General features: G+C 70.7%; 16 protein-coding genes and 1 pseudogene. 2 read left to right on the top strand and 15 right to left on the bottom strand.

Annotation, left to right across the window (positions count from 1 at the left end):
• Positions 1-52 precede the first annotated feature (52 nt).
• The 8 genes from mltG (ACQ0O7_RS03200) to ACQ0O7_RS03165 all read right to left on the bottom strand — a co-directional run bounded on the left by mltG (ACQ0O7_RS03200) (position 53) and on the right by ACQ0O7_RS03165 (position 8,334).
• On the bottom strand, positions 53-1,234 hold the full coding sequence (gene mltG, locus ACQ0O7_RS03200) for an endolytic transglycosylase MltG (RefSeq protein ID WP_430780211.1): 1,182 nt from the start codon (positions 1,232-1,234) through the stop codon (positions 53-55).
• A gap of 141 nt (positions 1,235-1,375) precedes the next feature.
• Positions 1,376-2,542 carry an endolytic transglycosylase MltG gene (gene mltG, locus ACQ0O7_RS03195; RefSeq protein WP_430780210.1) on the bottom strand — a complete coding sequence of 389 codons (1,167 nt, stop codon included), beginning with the start codon at positions 2,540-2,542 and terminating at the stop codon, positions 1,376-1,378.
• Between the two features lie 12 nt (positions 2,543-2,554).
• Positions 2,555-3,016: a Holliday junction resolvase RuvX gene (gene ruvX, locus ACQ0O7_RS03190; protein ID WP_430780209.1), complete on the bottom strand. Its 462-nt coding sequence runs from the start codon at positions 3,014-3,016 to the stop codon at positions 2,555-2,557.
• 226 nt (positions 3,017-3,242) lie between these two features.
• Positions 3,243-5,924, bottom strand: coding sequence for an alanine--tRNA ligase (alaS, locus tag ACQ0O7_RS03185; RefSeq protein ID WP_430780208.1), 2,682 nt, complete (start codon positions 5,922-5,924; stop codon positions 3,243-3,245).
• Positions 5,921-6,211 carry a hypothetical protein gene (locus tag ACQ0O7_RS03180; protein ID WP_430780207.1) on the bottom strand — a complete coding sequence of 97 codons (291 nt, stop codon included), beginning with the start codon at positions 6,209-6,211 and terminating at the stop codon, positions 5,921-5,923. Before ACQ0O7_RS03180 ends, alaS begins: the two co-directional genes overlap by 4 nt.
• A 20-nt stretch (positions 6,212-6,231) precedes the next feature.
• A complete protein-coding gene (locus tag ACQ0O7_RS03175; RefSeq protein WP_430780206.1) occupies positions 6,232-6,681 on the bottom strand; it encodes a DUF948 domain-containing protein in 450 nt (149 codons plus the stop codon).
• A gap of 79 nt (positions 6,682-6,760) precedes the next feature.
• Positions 6,761-7,435: a hypothetical protein gene (locus tag ACQ0O7_RS03170; protein ID WP_430780205.1), complete on the bottom strand. Its 675-nt coding sequence runs from the start codon at positions 7,433-7,435 to the stop codon at positions 6,761-6,763.
• Positions 7,436-8,139: 704 nt separating this feature from the next.
• Complete coding sequence (locus ACQ0O7_RS03165) at positions 8,140-8,334, bottom strand: hypothetical protein (RefSeq protein ID WP_430780204.1); 195 nt, start codon at positions 8,332-8,334, stop codon at positions 8,140-8,142.
• A 1,768-nt stretch (positions 8,335-10,102) separates the two neighbouring features.
• On the opposite strand from ACQ0O7_RS03165, the gene ACQ0O7_RS03160 reads away from it, so the two are divergent.
• Positions 10,103-10,663, top strand: a complete 561-nt coding sequence (locus tag ACQ0O7_RS03160; RefSeq protein ID WP_430780203.1) for a hypothetical protein — start codon at positions 10,103-10,105, stop codon at positions 10,661-10,663.
• A gap of 930 nt (positions 10,664-11,593) precedes the next feature.
• Positions 11,594-12,166, top strand: coding sequence for a hypothetical protein (locus ACQ0O7_RS03155; RefSeq protein ID WP_430780202.1), 573 nt, complete (start codon positions 11,594-11,596; stop codon positions 12,164-12,166).
• 1,247 nt (positions 12,167-13,413) lie between these two features.
• Here the strand turns inward: ACQ0O7_RS03155 and ACQ0O7_RS03150 are convergent.
• The 7 genes and pseudogenes from ACQ0O7_RS03150 to ACQ0O7_RS03120 all read right to left on the bottom strand — a co-directional run.
• Positions 13,414-14,979, bottom strand: a pseudogene (locus ACQ0O7_RS03150) (replication-associated recombination protein A); the annotation flags it as partial.
• A gap of 382 nt (positions 14,980-15,361) precedes the next feature.
• Positions 15,362-15,583, bottom strand: coding sequence for a hypothetical protein (locus ACQ0O7_RS03145; protein WP_430780201.1), 222 nt, complete (start codon positions 15,581-15,583; stop codon positions 15,362-15,364).
• A 15-nt stretch (positions 15,584-15,598) separates the two neighbouring features.
• The gene (locus ACQ0O7_RS03140) at positions 15,599-16,885 is read right to left on the bottom strand and encodes an MFS transporter (RefSeq protein ID WP_430780200.1); all 1,287 of its coding nucleotides are present in this window, start codon (positions 16,883-16,885) and stop codon (positions 15,599-15,601) included.
• Between the two features lie 23 nt (positions 16,886-16,908).
• Positions 16,909-17,460: an ArsR/SmtB family transcription factor gene (locus ACQ0O7_RS03135; RefSeq protein ID WP_430780333.1), complete on the bottom strand. Its 552-nt coding sequence runs from the start codon at positions 17,458-17,460 to the stop codon at positions 16,909-16,911.
• Between the two features lie 343 nt (positions 17,461-17,803).
• Positions 17,804-19,606, bottom strand: coding sequence for an aspartate--tRNA ligase (gene aspS / locus ACQ0O7_RS03130; RefSeq protein WP_430780199.1), 1,803 nt, complete (start codon positions 19,604-19,606; stop codon positions 17,804-17,806).
• Between the two features lie 89 nt (positions 19,607-19,695).
• Entirely contained in the window at positions 19,696-20,325 is a 630-nt protein-coding gene (locus ACQ0O7_RS03125; protein WP_430780198.1) for a hypothetical protein, read from the bottom strand.
• A 1,228-nt stretch (positions 20,326-21,553) separates the two neighbouring features.
• Complete coding sequence (locus ACQ0O7_RS03120; protein WP_430780197.1) at positions 21,554-21,895, bottom strand: hypothetical protein; 342 nt, start codon at positions 21,893-21,895, stop codon at positions 21,554-21,556.
• Positions 21,896-21,921: the final 26 nt, after the last annotated feature.

The raw sequence follows: 21,921 nt of genomic DNA, 5'->3' as shown, positions 1-21,921 counted from the left end.
GCCTCACTCTACGGGTGGACGCCCGTCCGGTGCCCTCACCCACACCCCGGGGTCAGCAGTCGGACAGCGGGATCCCGTTGTCGCAGGCCTTGTCCTTGTTCTTCTCGTGCTCGGCATCGGTGGTGGCGAACGCCGAGTTGCCCTTCTTGTCCACCGCGACGAAGAACAGCCAGGACGCCGTCGGCGGCTTCATCGCGCCGGACAGGGCCGCCTTGCCGGGGCTGTTGATCGGGCCGATCGGCAGGCCGATCTGGGTCTCCGAGTTGTACGGGTTCTTCGGGTCCCGCATCTCGTCCAGCGTCAGCTTGCCGGAGTGCTTGGCCTTCTTGCCGTTGAGCTCCAGCCAGTAGTTCGTGGTGACGTCGAACTGCAACGGCATCTTCTTCTTGTACGCCCGGTTGTAGGCGACCCGGGCCACCTTGGGCAGGTCCTTGGCGGTGCCGGCCTCGGCCTGTGCCAGCGATGCCACGATCAGAGCCTCGTACGGCGAGACGCCCAGGTTCTTCTGCACCTCGTCGGCGAACCCGATCTCGCCGGTGACGGTGAGGAAGTGCTCCACCATCGTGCGCAGCACCTGCTTGGCGTCGGCCTTCGGGTCGAACTCGTAGGTGTCCGGGAAGAGGAAGCCCTCCGCGCTCTTGGCCACCTGCTTGCCGTCGTTGCGCTTGAACCACCAGTCCGGCACGCCGAGCGCCTCCGGGTCCTTCGCGGCCTCCTCGAAGTCCTTCGCCGGGATCCCGGTGGCCTTGGCCAGCAGCTCGTAGGTCTGCTTGGCGGTCTTTCCCTCCGGCACGGTGGCGCCCTTGATCAGCCGGGTGTTCGGGTCGAGCAGCTGCGTCACGGCCTGGGCTGCGGCCATCTGACGGCGCAACACATACGTCCCGGACTGGATGTTCTTGGCGCGCGGCTCGGCGTCGGCGGCGTTCAGGAACGCCTTCGTGCTCTTCACCACATCCGCTTCGACCAGCGTGTTGCCGATCTCGGTGAGCGACGAGTTCTTGGCGATGGTCACCTCGACCGGGCCGCTGCCGCCACCGTCGTAGTCGGCGGCGACGAAGAACCCGGCCACCTTGGTGTAGCCGAAATAGACACCACCGCCCAGAACGCCGAACAACAGCAGCGTCATGACCATGGCGATCGCGGACCGGCCACGGCCCTTCTTCGGGCGGCGATCACGCTCCGCCCCACCACGCTCGGCGTCCTCTTCGAACGCCACGTCCAGTTCATCGATCATGTCGCCTGCCTCCGACGCGGCCGCATCAGCACTGACGGGCACGATACCCACATCGATGCCTCGCCGCCCACCCCTGAACCTGCCTAACGGCGGCGGCCGACCGGAGCAACTCCGGCCGACCACCGGCACCCATCCGGGGTGCTAACAGATCGGGATGCCGTTTCTACACGCTTCCTGAATGTTCTTGTTGTGCTCGTCGAACGTCTTCCCGTACGCCATGGCGCCCTTCTCGTTGACCGTCACGAAGAAGAAGTACGGGCTCTTCTTGGCGTCGAGCGCACCCTTGAGGGCGATCTCGCCGGGGTTGCTGATCGGGCCGATCGACATGCCGGGCGCGTTGTACCGGTACGGGTTGTCCTCGCCGTGCATCTCGTCGATCGTGAGCTTTTCGGAGGACTTGCCCTCCTTGCCCTGCAGCCGCAGCCAGTAGTTGACGGTGCTGTCCAGCTGCAGGCAGCCGCACGGGAAGTTGCCGGAGTACGCCCGGTTGTAGAGCACCCGGGACACCGGGCCCATGTCCTCCGGCAGCAGCGCCTCGACCTGGGTGATCGACGCGGCGACCAGTGCCTCGTACGGCGAGATGTTGAACTTCTCCTCGGCGGTCTCGGCGAAGTTCAGCTTCTTCATCTCGGCGTTGAAGTTCTTGACCATCGCCTTGAGGATGTCGGTCGCGGTCCAGCCGTCCTGCAGCTCGTAGGTGGCCGGGTAGAGAAAGCCCTCGATGTTGGACTTGTCGACCTTCTTGCCGTCCTTGCGCTTCAGCCACTCGGCGCCGACCCCGAGCTTCGAGATGTCCTTGGCGGCCTTCTCGAACTCCTCGTACTCGATGCCGGTCGCCTTCGCGAACGCGTCGAAGACCTGCATCTTGGTCCAGCCCTCGGGGATGGTCACCCCGTTGATGGTCATGTTCTTGCGGTCCAGCAACATCGCCAGCGCGTCGGTCGCCTTCATCTCCTTGCGGAGCTTGTACGATCCAACCTGAATGTTCTGACTGTCGGAGTTGTCCTTTGCAGCGTTGACGAAGGCCTGCGCGCTCTTCACCACGCCCTTGGACTCCAGCGTGGCGCCGATCGCCGAGCCGCCGTCACCCGGCTTGACCTCGACCACCACCTCGCCGGAGCCCGGGCCGTCCCAGTCCGCGGCGAGGAACTTCGAGCCGTACCGGTCGTAGGCGAACCATCCGCCGCCACCCAGCACCCCGAACAGCACCAACACCATGACGAACACCAGAGCCGTACGCCCGGCGCTCTTCTTCCGATGTCGCCAGCGGCCCGGATCCGGGTTGTCCTCGTACTTGAGATCTTCCATCTCGCCGATCAATTAAGTCTGCCTCCGCTGCGCGTTGAGCCAGCTCTGCAGGATCTCCACGGCCGCCGCCTGGTCCACGACCGCACGCTGACGCTTTCCCTTGACGCCTCGCTCGGACAGTCTCCGGCTGGCCACGACGGTCGACATCCGCTCATCGGTCAGCAGCACCGGCACCGGCGCGAGCACCGGGCCGAGCCGCTCCACATACGCCCGGATGTGGCCGGCCGCCACACCCTCACGCCCGTTGAGCGCCACCGGCAAACCGACCACGACCTCGACCGCCTCGTACTCGGCGGCCAGCCGGGCCAGCTCCGTCATGTCCTTCGGCGTGCCGTCGTCACCGGTCTCCCGGTCCCGCGGCACGGTCACCACCGGGCTCGCCAGAATGCCGTCCGGGTCGCACTTGGCCACCCCGACACGCACCTGCCCCACGTCCACCCCCAGGCGGACGCCCCGAGCGAAACGCTGAGTCACGCCTTCAACCCGCACAGCACCAACACGCGCCTCCCGTACCCAACGCTTGGATGATCGCCCCAGCCGATCGCGCCAAGAGCTTAACCGCATCATCCACGGTGCCGCCGCAGCCCGGTCAAGGCCTAAAGCTCCGCTAAGAAACGGCACACACAAACGAATCGGATGATCACTTCGGGTGAAAAACAAGGGCGCCCCGGAAAACCGGAGCGCCCTTCGATAATAGTCCTCAGGACAGATCCGCGATCGCCTTCTCGATCGCGGCCAGCAGAACCGGCGCCTGATCCGCCGGGACACCGCCGCCCTGCGCCAGATCGGCGTTGCCGCCACCCCGGCCGGACAGCGCCGACTTCACCAGATCCTGCGCCGACACCCCCCGGCTCCTGGCCGCCGCGTTGATCGCCACGATCAGCGACGCCTTGCCGTTCGACCGGGCGGTCACCGCGACCACCGCGGGACGCGCGGCGTCGATCTTGCCGCGGATCTCCTGCGCGAGGGTACGCACGTCGTTGCCGGCCGCCCCCTCGGGCGCCTCGGTGCCCACGTAGGCCACCCCACGCACGTCCTTGGCCTGGCCGGCGAGCGCACCCGCCCCACCCAGGACCATCTGCGCCCGCAGCTTCTCCAGCTCCTTCTCCGCGTCCCGCAGCGCCGTGACGGTCTGCTCGACCCGGTCCGCCACCTGCTCGCCGGGCACCCGGAACAGATCCGCCAGGCGCGACACCAGCAGATGCTCCTTCGCCAGGAAGCTGAACGCGTCCAGACCGACCAGAGCCTCCACCCGGCGTACGCCGGAACCGATCGACTGCTCGTTGAGGATCTTCACCAGGCCCAGCTGACCGGACCGGGACACGTGGGTGCCACCGCACAGCTCCCGCGCGTAGTCACCGACCTCGACCACCCGGACCTCGTCGCCGTACTTCTCACCGAACAGCGCCATCGCGCCCAGCCGCCGCGCCTCCTCCTGCGAGGTGACGAACGCGTTCACCTCCAGGTCGCGCAGCAGCACCTCGTTGATCTGCTGCTCCACGTCGAAGAGCACCGTCGGGTTCACCGCGCCCGGAGTGTGGAAGTCGAACCGCAGCCGGCCCGGAGCGTTCAGCGAACCCGCCTGGGTCGCCGACTCACCGAGGAAGTTGCGCATCGTCTGGTGCACCAGGTGCGTCGCGGTGTGCGAACGGGAGATCGCCTTACGGCGGGTCACGTCGATCTCGGCCAGAGCCGTCTCACCGGCCCGCACCTCACCCCGGACCACCCGCGCCTTGTGCACGATCAGGCCCGGCAGCGGCTGCTGCACGTCGACGATCTCCAGCCGGCCGTTGCCGACGTTGATCACGCCGTTGTCGGCCTGCTGGCCACCGCCCTCCGCATAGAACGGCGTGGTGTCCAGCACCAGCTCGACGAAGTCACCCTCGCCGGCCACCTCGATCCGGCCCTTGTCACCGATCAGGGCACGCACCCGCGACTCACGGGTGATCTCCTGGTAGCCGGTGAACTCGACCGCGCCGCCCGACTCCAGCGCCGAACGGTACGCCGACAGGTCCGCGTGGCCCGTCTTGCGCGCCGCCGCGTCCGCCTTCGCCCGGGCCCGCTGGTCGGCCATCAGCCGGCGGAAACCCTCCTGGTCGACCTGCAGGCCCTGCTCCTGCGCGATCTCCAGGGTCAGATCGATCGGGAAGCCGTACGTGTCGTGCAGTTGGAAGGCCTTGTCCCCGCTCAGCTGGGACCTCCCCGCCGACTTGGACTCGGTGATCGCCGAGTCCAGGATCGTGGTGCCCGCCTTCAGCGTGGCGAGGAACGCCTCCTCCTCCGCGTAGGCGTAGGTGGAGATCCGGCCGAACTCCTTCTCCACCTCCGGGTACGACGGGGACATGCAGTCCCGCGCGATCGGCAGCAGGATCGGCAGCGCCGGCTCCTGCCAGCCGAGCAGGCGGATCGCCCGGATCGCCCGGCGCATGATGCGGCGCAGCACGTAACCGCGGCCCTCGTTGGACGGCACGATGCCATCACTGATCAGCATCAGCGCGGTCCGGACGTGGTCGGCGATCACCCGCAGGCGCACGTCGTCCGGGTGGCTCTCCGACGCGGCATGACCGGACTGCTTGCCGTACTCCTTGCCGGTCATCTCGGCGGCCTTCGCCAGGATCGGCTTGACCTCGTCGATCTCGTACAGGTTGTCGACACCCTGCAGGATCGACGCGATCCGCTCCAGGCCCATGCCGGTGTCGATGTTCTGCTTCGGCAGGTCACCGACGATCGTGAACTCTTCCTTCGACTTCACGTCGGTGATCTCGTGCTGCATGAAGACCAGGTTCCAGAACTCCAGGTACCGGTCCTCGTCGACCTCCGGGCCGCCCTCCTGCCCGTAGGCGGGGCCACGGTCGTAGTACAGCTCCGAACACGGGCCCGCCGGACCCGGGATGCCCATCGACCAGAAGTTGTCCTTCTTGCCGCGGCGCACGATCCGCTCCGCCGGCAGACCGGTCCGCTTCCACATCTCGATGGCCTCGTCGTCGTCCAGGTAGACGGTCGCCCAGATCTTCTCCGGGTCCAGACCGAAACCACCCTCGTCGACCGGCTTGGTCGACAGCTCCCACGCCAGCCGGATCGCGTCCGCCTTGAAGTAGTCGCCGAACGAGAAGTTGCCGTTCATCTGGAAGAACGTGCCGTGCCGGGAGGTTTTGCCGACCTCGTCGATGTCCGGCGTCCGGATGCACTTCTGCACACTCGCGGCCCGGTCGTACGGCGCGGCCTGCTGCCCCAGGAAGAACGGGACGAACTGCACCATGCCGGCGTTGATGAACAGCAGGTTCGGGTCATCGATAGCCGGCAGCGGGGCACTCGGGACCACCGTGTGCCCGTTCGCCTCGAAATGCGCCAGGAAGCGCCGCTTGACTTCCGCCGTTCTCATCGATTTCCCTCCTGCGAGCCGTCCTGCGCGTCGTCACGCAGGTCGGCGAATTTGTCCTCGTACAGCTCCCCCGCGGCGAACGCCTCGTGGATCTGCGTCTCCCGCTCGGCCATGCCCTCGCGGACGTCCTCCACGAAGCTACGCATCGACTCGACGAGGCCGCCAGCGGATTCCGACAGTGAGGTGGCGATGCCCGTCGGGGTGAACTCGTTGGCCTTCTGGTTCAGCTTGCGGACGACCAGGGCGCCGACGGCCAAGCCGACACCGAGCCACAGCAGACGCTTCATGGCGTGTGACCTCTCTCAGCTCAGCGGGCGGTCTTACGGCGCTGCTTGATCGCGGCGCGAACCTCGCGCTCCTCCTCGGCACTCCGCCGGGCGTTCGCGGCCTTACGCAGGCCGTACCCGAAAGAGGCCACCTTGACCAGCGGGTTCGCGGCGGCCGCGGACACCACGGTGACCAGGTTCGCGACGTTCGCCGTCACGTTCTGGGCGTGCTCGGTCATCGTGTCGACCTTGGCCAGCTGCACGTTCACACCGTCCAGAGAGACCTGAACCTGGCTCAGCGCCACGTTCACGTTCTCCACCGTGTGGTTCACATTGGTCAGCAGCGGCCCGGTGCGGTCGACCACGTCGTTGATCGCGTTGGTGGTGGCGTCGATGGTGCGCCCCAACTTGAGGATCGGCACGGCCAGCACCAGGACGAGCATGAGGAAGGCGCCTGCCGCGACAAGACCTGCGATTTCTCCGGCATTCATGTGGCGCGTACTCCTATTCGGGTGGTCACGTTTCGGCGGGACGACTAGCAGACCCTACCGTCCGTGACCACCACCCGCGTCACGACGTCTGGGGTGTCGGGAAGATGGAATCGGTGTCCGGCAGGACCGTATCCGGAGTCTCCCCCAGCGGCCCCGGAGCGGTGTCCGTCCGGCCCCGGGTGTCGACGATCGTGTTCTGCACCTTTATCCGCACCGACGAGCCCACACACTCCCCCGGCTCCAGCGGCTCCAGCGCCTCCTCACCGGCCGCCGGATTCTGCTCCGCGGCGAACTGGTCCACCGCGCAGTCCGGCAGGCCCACGAACAGGTCCAGCGTCAGTTCGTCCCGCCGCCAGCAGCTGTGACTCTGCTCCTCCGGGCTGGCCGGCTTCTCACAGGCGTCGGCCTTCCACTCGGTCCAGCCGGCGGTCTTCAACGCTTTCGAGTACGCCGTGGCAGTCTCCGGGAACGGCCGGTCCGACGCGGCCACCCGCTCCCGGAACGAGCACTCACCGATGCACAGGGCACTGCCGAACTCGTGGTCCTGCGGCTCCTTGTCGGCCCACTCGGCCACCGGCAGCTGGTCCAGCGAGGCGAAGACCGGGTCGGAGCTCATCGCCCGTACGCCGAAGAAGGCCGGCAACACCAGCAGCACCATGACGGCCGTCGAGACCAAGGTCACCAGACGCCAGCGCCGCTGGGTCCGCATCTTGTACCGCAGACCGGCCAGGCCGCCTTCCGGGGCTTCCTCCACCCGGGGCCGGCCGTCCTCCGCCTGCGAACCCGTCGCCGTCGCACCGTCACTCCCCGGCGGCAACGCCCCCGCGGCGACTCGAACGGCACCCGGCCGTCCATCAGCGCCGCCCGGCCCACCGGCCCCGTTCGGCCCACCGGCCCCGTTCGTCCCACCAGGCCCGTTCGGTCCGCCCGGTCCAGGCTGTCCGCCGGGTCCACTCGACCCGCCCGGCCCGGACTGCCCGCCGGGACCCGCGGGGAGCGCGAGCACGGCCGGAACCCTGCCGCCCGGTTTGTTGCCGGCCGGTGCTCCGACCTGGGCCGCACCTACCGACGCCGCACCCACAGAAGCGGCACCCACCGACGCGGCACCCACCGAGGCGGCACCCACCGAGGCGGCACCCACCGAAGCAGTTCCCGCCGGAGCCGCGCCGGTCGGAGTTGCACCTACCGATGCCGCACCGACAGAAGCAGCGCCTGCCGATGCGGCACCCACGGACGCCGCACCGGCAGAGGCAGCACCTATCGGCGCGGTACCGGCCGCCGCGGCACCCGCTGACGCGGCACCCACCGACGCGGCACCCACTGAAGCGGAACCCACCGAGGCGGAACCGGCCGAAGCCGCGCCTGCCGGCCCGGGTCCGGCCGGGAGTTCCCCGGCGGGCGCCGAACCCATGGCGGCCCCACCCGGACCCGCCATCTGCCCATGGCCACCGTCGGGCCCTACCGCTGCCCGGCCGGGAACGGCCGCACCACCCCGAACCGGCCCGCCGCCCATACCGTCACGCGGGCCGGGGCCACCCGAACCCATCCCCGCGCCGGGACCGCCACCTCGTGGACCCGGACCGCCGGGACCTCCGCCGCGCGGGCCGGGGCCACCGTCACGCGGGCCGGGACCACCAGGTCCCATGCCGTCATACGGGCCGGGATCCTCCGGATCGTCGTATCCTCGCTCGTCACGCGGACCAGAGTCTCTCGGACCGCCAGGCCCCCACCCGTCGCGCGGCCCCGGGCCCATCCCGTTCCGGGGACCAGGCCCGCCTCTGTCGTCATACGAACCGGATCCGTCCGGGCCCATGCCTGCCGGGCCCATGCCGTCACGCGGGCCGGGGCCCATCGGCCGACCCGCGCCGTCCGGTCCCAGCGGGCCACGTCCGGGCACAGCGGCACCGCCCATCGCCCGCGACGGCCCGTCGGGGCCCTGCCCGGGAACCTGGGCACCGCCCATCGCTCTCGACGGCCCGTCCGGACCCTGCCCGGGAACCTGGGCACCGCCCATGGCCCGCCCGTCACCTCGCATGCCCTGCGGTGAGCCGTCCGGTCCCATACCGGCCCGGCCGGGCACCACGGCACCACCCATCGCCCGGGACGGCCCGTCCGGACCCTGTCCCGGCACAGACGCGCCACCCATCGCCCGGGACGGCCCGTCGGGGCCTCCCGGCCGGGGCGGAAGCCCCGACGGTCCACCACCGGGACCAGCCCCACGATGTCCCGGCCCACGACGCCGCGCACCGGTGTGCCCGCCGTCCGGCCCGGCCATGCCGTTACCAGCGATGCCGTTACCGGCCATCCCGTTACCGGCCATCCCGGTGGCGTCGCTGTCCGGACCGGGCCTGCCATGACGCGAGACCGCGCCGGTACCACCGTCCATACCGGCATAACCCACCGGACCGCCGTCCGGACCCGGCCTGCCGTGACGTGACACGGCTCCGGTGCCGCCGTCCCCGTCACCCAGCGGACCACCGTCCGGGCCGGGCCGGCCATGGCGCGACACCGCACCCGTACCGTCCGGGCCGGACACTCCACGCCGCGACACCGAGGCGGTGCCTCCGTCGCCGTCCGAGTAGCCGTCCGATTCGGGCCGGCCATGACGCGACACCGCACCCGTACCACCGTCCGGTCCCGGCCGCCCACGACGCGACACCACACCGGTGCCACCATCGCCATCACCGTAACCAGCCGGGCCACCGTCCGGTCCCGGCCGCCCGCGCCGCGACACCACACCGGTGCCGTCGTCACCGTCGCCGTAGCCCGTCAGACCGCCTTCCGGACCGGGCCGTCCGTGCCGCGACACCGCACCGGTACCACCGTCACCATCGCCATATCCGGCCGACCCACCGTCCGGACCGAGTCGTCCGTGCCGCGACACCGCACCGGTACCGCCATCACCATCGCCGTATCCGGTGGGACTGCCGTCCGGGCCGGGCCGGCCGTGCCGCGAGACCGCGCCGGTACCGTCCGGGCCGGGCATGCCGTGCCGTGACATCGGGCCGGTTCCGGCATCCGCGCCCGGTACACCGTGCCGAGAGACGGCGCCGGTGCCACCGTCCGGACCGGGCATGCCGTCCGGGCCCAGGGAACCGTGTCCGGGGCGAGCCCGGCCGGGGACAGCCGGTCCCATCGCTGCCGGGTTGCCGTCGTCCGGGCCGTGACCGGGTACCGCCGCGCCACCGCGCACCGGCCCGTGCCCTGGGATCTGAGCGCCACCACGCGCCGGTCCACCGGGCGGCATACCGCCCGGGCCGTTGGGTGGCATGCCACCGGGGCCGTTGGGTGGCATACCGCCGGGGCCGGGCTGGCCGACCACGGCGCGGCCGGCACCCATCGCCTGTGCCGGGCCGTTTCCTGGAGGCGGAACCGGTGCACCGGCCCGGGCCGCGGCGGGGCCGTCCGGCCGTACACCGCCGTGCCGTCCGGTCTGTTCTTCTCCCCCGGCCGGGAACGGCGCGGCGCCCTGCGGACCACCAGGGGTCTCCGCGCGGGACCGGCGGCCGGGACCGGCCTGTTCCGGAACCTGGACACCACCGGTGGGCGCACGGTCCTCGCCCGCCTGCGGCGGCACACCCGGTCCGCGCTGGACACGCCCGGTTCCGGGACGCTGGATCACCCCGGAGGTACTGTCGGCCATGGCTCCGGCACGACCGGGAACCACCGGGGTACGGGCACCCTGCCTCCCCGGCACGACCGGCGGGACCGCGGCAGCCGCTCGCACCGGACGCCCGTCACCCGGGCCGATCCGACGTGGGCCGGGGACGTCCGGCGTACCGGTGAAACCGCCGATCTCCGGCTCGTCGGGATCCTCGCCACGACGCGCGTTCCGACGGCGGCGCGACTCACCGGTCGGGCGTGGTTCGCCGGACTCCGGCTCGCCCCCGCGGCGGATGTTGCCGTGGGTTCCGGTCTCGCCACCCGGCTGCACGAACCCGTGCGAGCCGGTGTCCGTGCCGGTCTGGACGAAAGCGTGTGAACCGGTCTCACCGCCGGTACGCGGGAAAGCGTGCGAACCGGTGCCGGTGCCGGCCCATCCCGTACCACCGTGACGGCCGGCCCGTTCGTCACCCGGCGCGCCGGAGACCGGTCGATGGCCGTAGTCACCGTCCGGACCGGACCGCCCGTGACGCCCGGCCAGTTCCTCCGGTCCGCCCTCGTCGGCTCGCGCCCGGCGGTTCCGTACCCGGCCGGATCGATCGTCGCCCGGCGACACCGGCGCCGCGGAGCCATAGGTGCCCGACGCACCACGCCCCTGCTCGTAGCCGTTCGGAATGGCACCGGACTGGTGCACGGCGTCATAGGCGTTCGGAATCGGCCCGGACTGGTGCACGGCGTCGTAGCCACTCGGGATCGGCCCCGACTGGTGGACAGCGTCGTAAACATTCGGGATCGGCCCGGAGCTGTGGACCTCGTCGAAGCCGCCCGGCGCCGGAATCGGACCGGACCGGTGTACGGCATCAGGGCTGGGAATCGGGCCGGAACGGTGCACGGCATCGGGACCCGGGATAGGGCCGGAACGGTGCACGGCGTCAGGACCGCCGGAGACCGGGTCCGCGGGGCGGAAACGGTCCCGTGCGGGACCCGCCGGTGAGGTCGGCCGGATGCCGGGACCCGCCGGGCGCTGACCCGGCGACACCGGACGGACTCCGGGGGCGGCACCACGGGCGGGGGGCTGCCCGGGACGGGGCACCGGGATCTCCGGGGCGTTGCCGGAGAGCGGGACGGCCGTACCACCGGTGGGGTTCTGTCCGGGGAACATCTGCCCGGACGGGTCCGCGTCGATCTGGCGACGCCCACCTCCCGGCTCCTGGCCGGCCTGGGCACGACCTCCCGGCGGGCCTCCCCGCCGAGCGCCCGGCGGCATCTGACCGGGAACGGCTCCCGGCGGCATCCCCTGCGGCCCGCCTTGCGGCAGCTGACCGGGACCGCCCTGGCCGGGGGCCATCTGACCGGGACCACCCGTGCCCGGCTGCATCTGACCAGGCCCGTTCTGGCCCGGAGGCATCTGACCGGCCGGCATCTGACCGGGCCGGCCCGGCACCGGCTGGCCCGGACGGTCCTGACCCGGCACGGCCTGGCCCGGGGCCATCTGACCGGGAACGCCCGCCCCCTGCCGCATCGGACCCGGACCGCCGAACGGCATCTGACCGGGGCCACCCGGCCCCTGCTGCATCTGGCCAGGGCCGGGCGGCATCTGACCGGGGGCACCCTGACCCTGCTGCGGCATCTGGCCCATGGGCGGACGCTGACCGCCCGGACCCCGCCGCCCTCGTTGATCGAACTGGCCCTGACCGGGAGGCATCTGACCGGCCGGGACACCACCGGGAGGAGCCTGGCCCGGCGCGACCGGGCCGGGGGCCATCTGGCCGGGCGCGACCGCACCCGGCGGGATCTGCCCCGGGGGGATCGCCGCGGAACGCTGCCCCGGCGGAACCTGACCGGGCGCCCCGGCTGCCCCGCGCTGACCGGCACCGGGTGAAACCGGAACCGCCGGTCCCGCTCCCGGGTGTGGGCCCGGACCACCGGGACCGGGACGCTGACCGGGGGCTCCCGGGTTGACCGGCGCGCCTGCCAGGCCCAGCGGCATCGGCCCGGCCGGAGCCGCACCGGGACCCGCCGGTCCCGGACGCTGTGCCGGGTTCGGCCGGGCGTCGGAGCCGTCCGCCTCGGCGGCCACGGGCTCGTCGTCCAGCCCACCGGGGAACGCGAAGTCGTCATCCGGAATGTCGTCCGGCCCAGGCGCCATCCGCCCGGACTTACTGGTCCGCGCCTCTCCGGGGAAGGTCCCCGGTCCGATCGCACCGCGATCCTGCTTGGCCGTCCGCAGGTCGTCGAGCCAGCCGGTCTCCTCGCCGGAGACCTCCTGGGGAACGGCCGGCTGCTCGGCACGACCTCCACGCCCGAAGCGACGGCGGATCTTACCGCCCTGCTCCTCGCGCGGACCCGCGTCGTCGTCGGGCCGATCGGCACTCCGCCCTGTCACCGCTGTTCCTTCCCGGCACTGTCGCCGCTCTCATCAACGCTTCCGGTACCACCCGCGCGCCGGCTCCGCCCAGCCGCCGCTCTGCCCGGTCTCCGTCTGGCCGGCCTGTCATCGGCCGGCTCGGCCCCGGCTGTTTCGGTCACAGCCGGTTCCTCTCCCGCTGTCTCGTTCACTGTCGTCGTGCCCTCGCCCGGCGAACCGGCCGCCGAATCCCGGCCAGCGACTTCAACACCACCCGCCACGGTTTCGTGACGCAACGGAGTCGCGTTCGTGTTCCCGGACGTCGGGTCCGTCAAAAACTGTGACTCATCCGAGGCTGATTCACCACCCGCCGGGCGGCCCGAGGCCGGCTCCGAATCGGCGAGTGCGCTGCTCAGCGCCCCGGAATCCGCTTTCTCATCAGTCTCAAAAGATCCACTCGGATGATCACCATCGGCGATTCCTGAACCACCCGAAGTAACGTGAATCACGTCGTCGCTTGGTGCGTCACCACGAGTGACGGCAGCAACCGGTGCACCCACGCCCGATATGCCCGACTTCGGTTCACGCTCAGTCTCACCGGACGTCTTACCCCCACCGTCCACGGCGCCGGACGTCGCTCCCGGCTCCCCGGACGCACCACCGCCTACGCCCTCACCCCGCGAACCACTGACCACACCGCCCTCTTGCGAGCCGGAAGCCGTGCCATCGCTCGCGCTACCTCCTTGCGAACCTCGGGCCGGGCCGCCGCTCGCACTGATTCCTTGCGATCCACGGGCCGTGCCATCGCTCGCACTGGCCCCATGTGAACCGCGGGCCGTGCCATCGCTCGCACCGCTCTCTCGTGAACCGCCTGCCGCCCGTGGGTCACCCGCCGGGCGGCCCGCCCCCGGACCGAGGCCCCGCACGATCCGCCGCAGCCTCGGCACACGCTCGGCCACCGCACGCTCGGCACCATGATCAGTCGGGCGATAGTAGTCGGTACCGACCAGATCGTCGGGAACATACTGCTGGCGGACCACACCGCGGGAGTCGTCATGGGGGTACCGATAGCCGACACCGTGCCCGAGCCCCCGCGAACCCGGGTAATGCCCGTCCCGCAGATGCGCCGGAACCGGACCGCCCCGGCCGGCTCGCACGTCGGCCATCGCCTCACCGAGGGCGGTGGTGACACTGTTCGACTTGGGTGCGGTGGCCAGATGCACCACCGCATGGGCCAGATTCAGTCCGGCCTCGGGCAACCCGACATTCTGCACCGCCTGGGCGGCCGCGGTCGCGACCAGCAACGCCTGCGAGTCGGCCATGCCGATGTCCTCGCTGGCGAAGATGACGATCCGCCGGGCGATGAACCGCGGGTCCTCACCGGCGACCAGCATGCGAGCCAGGTAGTGCAGCGCCGCGTCAGGATCACTACCGCGCATGCTCTTGATGAACGCGCTGATCACGTCGTAGTGCGCGTCGCCGTCACGGTCGTAACGAACCGCCGCCACGTCGACCGCCTTCTCCGCGGTGGCGAGGTCGATCTCGGAGGCGTCCTGGGCCAGCGCCGACCCGGCGGCGGCCTCAAGAGCGGTGAGAGCCTTGCGTACGTCACCCGACGCCAGCCGGACGAGATGCTCCTCGGCCTCCACGGCGAGGGTGACCGCCCCGCCCAGCCCGCGCTCGTCGGTGACGGCGCGCCGGATCAGACGGCGGACGTCATCCTCGTCGAGAGGCTGGAGGGTCAGCAGCACACAGCGGGAGAGCAGGGGCGAGATGACCGAGAAGTACGGGTTCTCCGTGGTCGCCGCGAGCAGCGTGACCGTCCGGTCCTCCACCGCCGCGAGCAGTGAATCCTGCTGGGTCTTGCTGAACCGGTGCACCTCGTCGATGAACAGCACGGTCGGTGGACCGCCGTATCGCCGCTCGCGCCGCGCGGTGTCGATGACCGCGCGCACGTCCTTGACCCCGGCGGTGAGTGCCGACATCGCGACGAACTTGCGGTCGGTCGCGTTGGCAACCAGATGCGCGATGGTGGTCTTGCCGGTGCCGGGCGGTCCCCACAGGATCACCGACATGGGGCTGGCGCCGGTGACGAGCTGACGCAGCGGCGCTCCGGGCGCCAGCAGATGCTCCTGCCCGATCAACTCGTCGAGCGAGGTGGGCCGCATCCGCACCGGAAGCGGTGAGTCCCCGGCGGGACGCCCGAAGCCGGCGGCACCGGCGGCCCCCACGGGACGCTCGAAGCCGGCAGCGCCCGCGGAGCGCGTGAAACCGGCGGCACCGGCGGTGTCCGGTGCCGCGGTCCGCTCGTCCGGCGGCGCGAGGGAGAAGAGCCCATCCGTTTCCATCAGAACCGACACTACCGGCCCGACCGACCCGATCCGAAACGCCACCTGCCGCCTGTGGATAACCCTCCCGAGCAGCCACGACAGTCTTACAGAGCGTGTCTGACACCGACCGTCGTCGATCACCCAGAGCATCCGGCAGGGCACTCTGAACGCGTCTCCGGACCTTGAGATCGGGCTCCGGCCGGCCCCGCCGTCGACACACCTCCGAACCTTGGCCACCACTCCGGTCCGCCCCGTGCCGAACACCACCCCGAATCTCGAACGCGGCTTCAGTCCGCCCTCCGCTGGATACCGCTCCAGACCTTGGAGACGGCTCCGGCCCGCCCCGGGGGAAGGGCGGGCCGGAGTGGCCGGAGGACTGGCGGCCGGGTGGCCGCTCAGGTCAGCCGCGACCGGGACGGCGGCCGTAGAAGCGGCGGCCGGAACCCGAACCCGCGCCCGCGCGCGGGCCGCTGCCGACACCCGCGAGGTACAGCGCGAGGAGCAGGAGACCGAGAGAACCCATGGTCTCGAAGTTGAAGAGGTCGGGAGCACCGAAGTCCGTGTCGAGCAGATCAGCGAGCAGGTAGATGCCGAAAACGACGGCTGCGGCGATGGCGAGCATCGATTCCTCCGGGGGTCAGAGAGCCTGTGACAGGCTGGTACCCGGAGAGGGCTGCTCCCGAAACTCCATCCCCGACGAACCTGTCCGGGCCTTGACGAGATAGAGCGGCGCGGCCACGGCCAGCACCACCGCTCCGGTGACGATCGCGGCCGGGGTGCCCGCCTGGGCGGCCACCGCGGTGAGCACGATCGATCCGAGCGCGAAGCCCGGCTGCCCGACCATCGAGTTCAGGGACAGCAGACTCGTGCGGTACTCCCCGTCGACCTGCCGGTGCAGCAGCCCGGCATGGACCGGGTTGGACGCGCCGTGGACCGTGTAGCAGATGAGGAACGCCCCGATCACCCCGGCCGGGCCGGCCAGCAGCCCCATCCCGGCGACGGCCAGTCCCTGCCCGATCCGCAGGGCGAAGCCGGTCCACCGGGCGCCGAGCTTGCGGGTGAGCAACGGGATGAGAGCCGAACCCGCCGCCGCGGCTCCCCACGCGGCCGAACTGACCGGGCCGGTCAACTCGCCCGCCATCGAGGTGACCTCGCTGAGCCGGACCGGCATCAGCTGCTCGAAGGTGACCATGCCGAAGCTCCACAGGAACTCCACCGAGATCAGCGCCAGCACCACCCGTGAACGGCGGGCCAGCGCCAACGCGGAGACGACCGCCACCGGAACACCACGCAGTGAGGTGACGAACGCGGCCTTCCCCTTGGCCGGGCGCTCCTCGGTCATCAGCAGCGCCACGGCGACAGTGGCGGCAAGGCTGAGAACCAGAGCGACCAGCACCGGTACGGTCAGCGCGCTGAGCTCACCCAACGGCCCCAAGCCGATCGGACCGAGCCAGACCAGCCCGCCGCTGATCAGAGCGGTACCCGCGATCGCCAGGCTGGAGACCGTGCCGCCCTGGCTGAGTCCGGCCTCGATGTCGGCATCCGGATCCGCGGCCAGCGACTGATCGACGAACCAGGACTCCAGCGGCCCGCTCTCCAAAGCCCGGTAGATCCCCTGCAGCAGATAGGACAGCCCGAGCAACAGCACCGAATCGGCGACCAGGAACAGTGCCAGCGCGATCAGGTTGATCAGCCCGGCGACCAACAGCACCGGCCGCCGGCCGAACGCGTCGGCGAATCCACCGGTCGGCAGTTCCAGCAGAAGCACGACGATCCCCTGGATCGCCACCACCGACCCGATCTCGGCGATACCGAGCCCTCGCTCCAGCGCCAGCAGCACGAAGACCGGGATCAGCAGCCCCACGGGGAGCCAGCGCAACCCGAGCAGGGTCAGGTAACGGAATCGGACCTGTCTCGCGGTCATCTCTCACACCCACCTCTCGCTGGTCAGTCGACTGCGTGGTAGCCGTCCGCCTCGTCCATCGACGGCAGCGCGGCGGCGTACAGAACGATCGGCCGGGCACCCGGCCGGGGATGGGCGTGTGCTTCCGCCCGATGCCGGTCGATCACCTCGCCCACCTCGGTCATCAGCGCCTGCAGCTGCTCCAGGTCGAGGGTCAGCAGGTAGTCGGAGATCCCGCCGGCATCCCGCCACTCGGCCGGCTCGCCGGGCAGCGCGTCCCACCAGGCCCGAGCCGTCTCGACGAATCTGTTGACCTGCTGGGTCTCCATCCACTCGACGGCAGCCATGGCGTCGGGATCGTCCTCGTAGTCGGCACGCCGCCAACTGGACATGTCATGAGCGGCACGCCACCAGCGCTGCCGGCCGCCCCCATCGCGTTCCTCCTCCATCACCAGGCCGGCCTCCGCGAGTTGGCGAAGGTGATAGCTGGTCGCCCCGCTGTTGGTCGTCAGCGCCTCGGCGAGATGCGTGGCGGTGGCCGGGCCCTCGGCCCGAAGCTGCCCCAGCAGCCGGACCCGCAGAGGATGCGCGAGCATCTGGATCTGCCGGCCACTGAGGTGCACGAATGTCAACCCCAGCGGGTTTTCCGCTGGTTGCTCGGCGGTTCGCTCACTCGCATCGAACTCGGTCTTCTCTTCGCCAACCATGCTTCCACGATAGTTGTGCACAGTTACTCTGCACAACTTGTTTGCATAATCTCTTTGCATGGAAGCCGCAGAGGTGCCACGCTCAAGCACGACACGGAACGGGGGTTCTGGGATGACAGCGACGTCAGTCAGTGCGCACGCGGCGCGCTCCGTGATCCACCAGCGCCGGATCACGGCAGAAATGAAAAAACCGGCAGCCGGGATGTTCCCGGCTGCCGGTTCTACCGGACGATCAGTTGGAGTGCTGGACCGGAGCGGCCTGCCCGTCGGTGCCGGGGGTGCCCGCGGCGGCCTTCGGCTTGGCGTCGATGCCGGCCTCGAGCCGCTGCTGCGCGGTGATCGGGGTCGGTGCGGTGGTCAGCGGGTCGAAGCCACCACGGGTCTTCGGGAAGGCGATGACCTCGCGGATCGACTCGTTGCCGCTGAGCAGCATGCAGGTGCGGTCCCAGCCGAGAGCGATGCCGGCGTGCGGCGGCGGGCCGTACTTGAAGGCCTCCAGCAGGAAGCCGAACTTGTCAGCGGCCTCCTCCGGCGTGATGCCGAGCAGGTCGAAGACCCGGCTCTGCACGTCGGCGCGGTGGATACGGACCGAGCCGCCGCCGATCTCATTGCCGTTGACGACGATGTCGTAGGCGTAGGCGAGGGCCTTGTCCGGCGCGGTCTCGAAGTTGTCGACCCACTCGTCGTTCGGCGAGGTGAAGGGGTGGTGGACCGCGGTCCAGCCGCCCTCGTCGGTCTTCTCGAACATCGGCGCGTCGACCACCCAGCAGAAGGCCCAGGACGACTCGTCGATCAGGTTAGCCCGCTTGGCGATCTCGATGCGGGCCGCGCCGAGCAGTTCCTGCGCCTCGCGGCGCTCGGTGGCCGCGGCGAAGAAGACGGCGTCACCCGGCTTGGCACCGACGACATCGGCCAGCCCCGACAGGTGCTCGGCCGACAGGTTCTTGGCGACCGGGCCCTTCGGCTCACCGGTCTCGGCGTCCAGGACGACGTAGGCCAGACCGCGGGCGCCACGAGCCTTCGCCCAGTCCTGCCAGCCGTCGAGCTCCTTGCGGGTCTGCGAGGCGCCGCCCGGCATGACGACCGCACCCACGTAACCGCCGGCGTCGATCGCACCGGCGAAGACGCGGAAGGCGGTGCCGCGGAGATATTCGGTCAGCTCGACCAGCTCGACGCCGTACCGCAGGTCGGGCTTGTCCGAGCCGTAACGGTTCATCGCGTCGGTCCAGGTGATCCGCGGGATCGGCAGCTGGACCTGGTAGTCGGCGAGTTCGCTCCACAGCCGGGAGACGATCTCCTCGCCCAGCGCGATGACGTCGTCCTGGGTGACGAAGGACATCTCGATGTCGAGCTGGGTGAATTCCGGCTGGCGGTCGGCGCGGAAGTCCTCGTCGCGGTAGCAGCGCGCGATCTGGTAGTAACGCTCCATCCCGGCGACCATCAGGAGCTGTTTGAAGAGCTGCGGCGACTGGGGCAGGGCGTACCAGGTGCCCGGCTGGAGGCGGACCGGCACCAGGAAGTCGCGGGCGCCCTCCGGCGTCGAGCGCGTCAGCGTCGGCGTCTCGATCTCGTTGAAGTCCCGGGCGTGCAGCACCTCACGGGCGATCTGGTTGGCACGGCTGCGCAGGCGCAGCGCCTTGGCCGGGCCGGAGCGGCGCAGGTCGAGATAGCGGTACTTGAGGCGCAGGTCGTCGGAAGCGGTGATCGTGTCGTCGACCGGCAGCGGCAGCGGGGCCGCCTCGGACAGCACGGTCAGCTCACTCGCGACCACCTCGATCCCGCCGGTGGCCAGGTCCGGGTTCTCGTTGCCGGCCGGGCGGGCGTTGACCTCGCCGACGACCTTGACACAGAACTCGTTGCGCAGCGCGTGCGCGTCCTCCTCGCGGAAGACGACCTGGACGACGCCCGAGGCGTCACGGAGGTCGACGAAGATGACACCGCCGTGGTCGCGCCGACGCGCGACCCAGCCGGCGAGCGTCACCGTCGTGCCGGCGTCGCTCGCGCGCAGAGTGCCGGCGTCATGGGTACGGATCACGGAAACGTCTCCTTACAGAGTTCGCGGGGCGCACCCGACATTCTGTCAGGAGCGCCCCGCGCCGCGTGCCACGGGCCGGTTACCGCTCTCTACTTCGGTACCTGCCACGAAGTGGCACGCAGGCCGGCGGTGCCGGAGCCGCCGACGTCGATGATCTCCACGAGGACCAGTGCGGCCGGTACAGCCGCGGTCAGGACGCAGAGGGCCGTCCCCTTCCTCACCTCCGTCTGCAGGCCGCGCCCGAGCGGGCTGGTGCGGACGGCCCGATCGCAACCAGGAGCGTCGGTGTCGCCGCTGACCTGCCGGCTTGCCGCCGCGGCACCGGCGCCGAGGCTCAGTTTCGGCGTTTCGGAGCCACAGCGGCTCTCGTATCTGAGATCGGCCAGGTTCTCGGCCGCTTCGGCACGCGGCTCGTCGAGGTCGAGATGAGCGACAGCGGCACAGACCAGGTCGAGACGGAGCGGCTCCTTGGCGTAGGCGACCGGATAGCGGGCCGGGTCCGGCGGGCGGGGACGTTCGGTCGCCGTGGCCGACGGTGCGATCGCGGCCGCCGGGCTCGGGACGATCGCCTTGACCGTTTCGAGGGTGCGCCAGGAGAGAAATCCGGAACCCGCGGCGGCCAGCAGCGCGACAAGGCTCAGCAGAACCGCGAGGGCGACCCCGAAGCGGCGACTTCTGCGCGGTCTCCCGGACCGATCCACGCCGCCGGGTTCGTCCATGTCCTCGGACCGTTTCGCGGGCTGCCTCGCAGACCGCCGCTTGGTCCGCCTCCCGGACGCGGGCCGGCCACGAACCGAGGATCCGTGTCCCCCGCGATCGGTGTCGTTTTCGAGGTCAGAGTCGGCATCCAGGACGGGCCGGCTCTCGAAGCCCGGCCCGGCACCCGGGACGTAGCGATCGCCGGATACGAATCCGGCGGTGTCAGTGGAGCGCTCATCCGCCGCCGCCGACATCGCGTCCGTGACCGGATGACCCTCCGGAGTCAGCCCGGCACCCGCGGCGGAACGGCTTTGCGGGATCAGTTCGGCATCGGCGATCGGACGCTTCCCCGGCGCCGGAGAAGCGCCGGGGCCCAGGCGGTGACCCCGGACCGGACCGGTGCCGGCGACGGGGTGATGGGCCTGCTCCAAGCCGGCATCGGCGGCCGGATGATAGGCCCGCTCCGAGCCGGCATCGGCCGGATGACAGCCTCGCGACGAGCCGATACCGGCCGCCGGGCGGTGCTCCGGCGACGGCCCACCGTCGGTGACCGGACGGTATTCCGGCTCCAGCCTGGAGCCCGCCGTGGGACGGCTGTCCGTCGGGAAACCGGGGACGGGCACGGGACGTCCGGCGGGCGGGAAACCGGAGCCGGGCTCGGGGTGACCATTGGTCGGGAAACCGGGTACGGGCTCGGGACGCCCGGCGGGCGGAAACCCAGTGACGGGGGTGGGGTGACCGGCGGGCACATATCGGGCGTCAGTGGCGGTCCGTGGCTCCGAGGCGGATTGCCGGGGCATGCCGAGCGGTTCGGTCGGACCATCGGAGTAAGCGGGTGCCGGGCTCCGAGGCGAGGCCCGATGCCCGGAGCGAGCCGGGTGACCGGCAGGGACCGCGTGGCCGCCAGGGGCCGGGTGCCCCGGAAGGACCGGGTGAACGGGAGACGCCTCGTGGACGGGGGAGGCCGGGTGACGCTGAGGTGGCGCACCCGGCTGAGGTGGCGCACTCGACGGATCAGTGGTTTCGATATCGGGACGGTGAGTGGTGGGTTCGCTGGCGTTTCCCCGGAAAACCGACATGAAGGACTCCAGCGGCGCAGAGGCGGAAAGCGCTCGTTCAGCGCTCAATCACCGTAAACAGCACCGATCCGGCCGACTATCCCCCGCGAGGGGAAAGACCTTCATCAGTACGGGCGGGGGCCCGCTGATTCACCCGTCGCCCGTACGACATCGGTGGGCCCCACCGGCTTCAGCGGAACTCGCGGACCACCTCGATGGTGCCGACGATGTGCTCGTTGAAGTCCTCCAGTTCCTCGGCGGGGACCCAGAGTTCGAGGATGGTGTCGCCACCGGCTTGACGAATGGGGTACCGGGCCGCGAAGTCCGCCTCCACCTCGAAGCGGGTGACGTAGCCGACGCCGGAGGCCGGGACGTTCCAGTCCCGGGCGATCATCACCGCGTACTCCTCGTTGAGTACCGGGTAGAAGATCGGCTGGTCCGGCAGGCGTGGTGGCCAGCGTCGCCAGCCGGAGGCACGGACCAGTTCCAGTTCCTCCGGGCCGGTGGGCCGCCAGAGTGTCAGGGTCTTCACGGACCGGAGTCTCACATGATCACGTT

Origin of the sequence: Actinoplanes sp. G11-F43 (genome assembly GCF_050589265.1) — a bacterium.
Taxonomy (GTDB): domain Bacteria; phylum Actinomycetota; class Actinomycetes; order Mycobacteriales; family Micromonosporaceae; genus Actinoplanes.
Note: the sequence above shows the minus strand (reverse complement) of the source record. Positions and strands in the feature narration are given on the sequence as shown.

Bases quoted from the DNA above. Each gene is read 5' to 3' on its own strand.
- ACQ0O7_RS03135 (WP_430780333.1), bottom strand. From the start codon at position 17,460: ATGCTCGCGCATCCTCTGCGGGTCCGGCTGCTGGGGCAGCTTCGGGCC.
- ACQ0O7_RS03180 (WP_430780207.1), bottom strand. From the start codon at position 6,211: ATGAAGCGTCTGCTGTGGCTCGGTGTCGGCTTGGCCGTCGGCGCCCTG.
- ACQ0O7_RS03175 (WP_430780206.1), bottom strand. From the start codon at position 6,681: ATGAATGCCGGAGAAATCGCAGGTCTTGTCGCGGCAGGCGCCTTCCTC.
- ACQ0O7_RS03140 (WP_430780200.1), bottom strand. From the start codon at position 16,885: ATGACCGCGAGACAGGTCCGATTCCGTTACCTGACCCTGCTCGGGTTG.
- ACQ0O7_RS03165 (WP_430780204.1), bottom strand. From the start codon at position 8,334: ATGACGGCATGGGACCTGGTGGTCCCGGCCCGCGTGACGGTGGCCCCG.
- alaS (WP_430780208.1), bottom strand. From the start codon at position 5,924: ATGAGAACGGCGGAAGTCAAGCGGCGCTTCCTGGCGCATTTCGAGGCG.
- mltG (WP_430780210.1), bottom strand. From the start codon at position 2,542: ATGGAAGATCTCAAGTACGAGGACAACCCGGATCCGGGCCGCTGGCGA.
- mltG (WP_430780211.1), bottom strand. From the start codon at position 1,234: ATGATCGATGAACTGGACGTGGCGTTCGAAGAGGACGCCGAGCGTGGT.
- ACQ0O7_RS03145 (WP_430780201.1), bottom strand. From the start codon at position 15,583: ATGCTCGCCATCGCCGCAGCCGTCGTTTTCGGCATCTACCTGCTCGCT.
- ACQ0O7_RS03125 (WP_430780198.1), bottom strand. From the start codon at position 20,325: ATGGACGAACCCGGCGGCGTGGATCGGTCCGGGAGACCGCGCAGAAGT.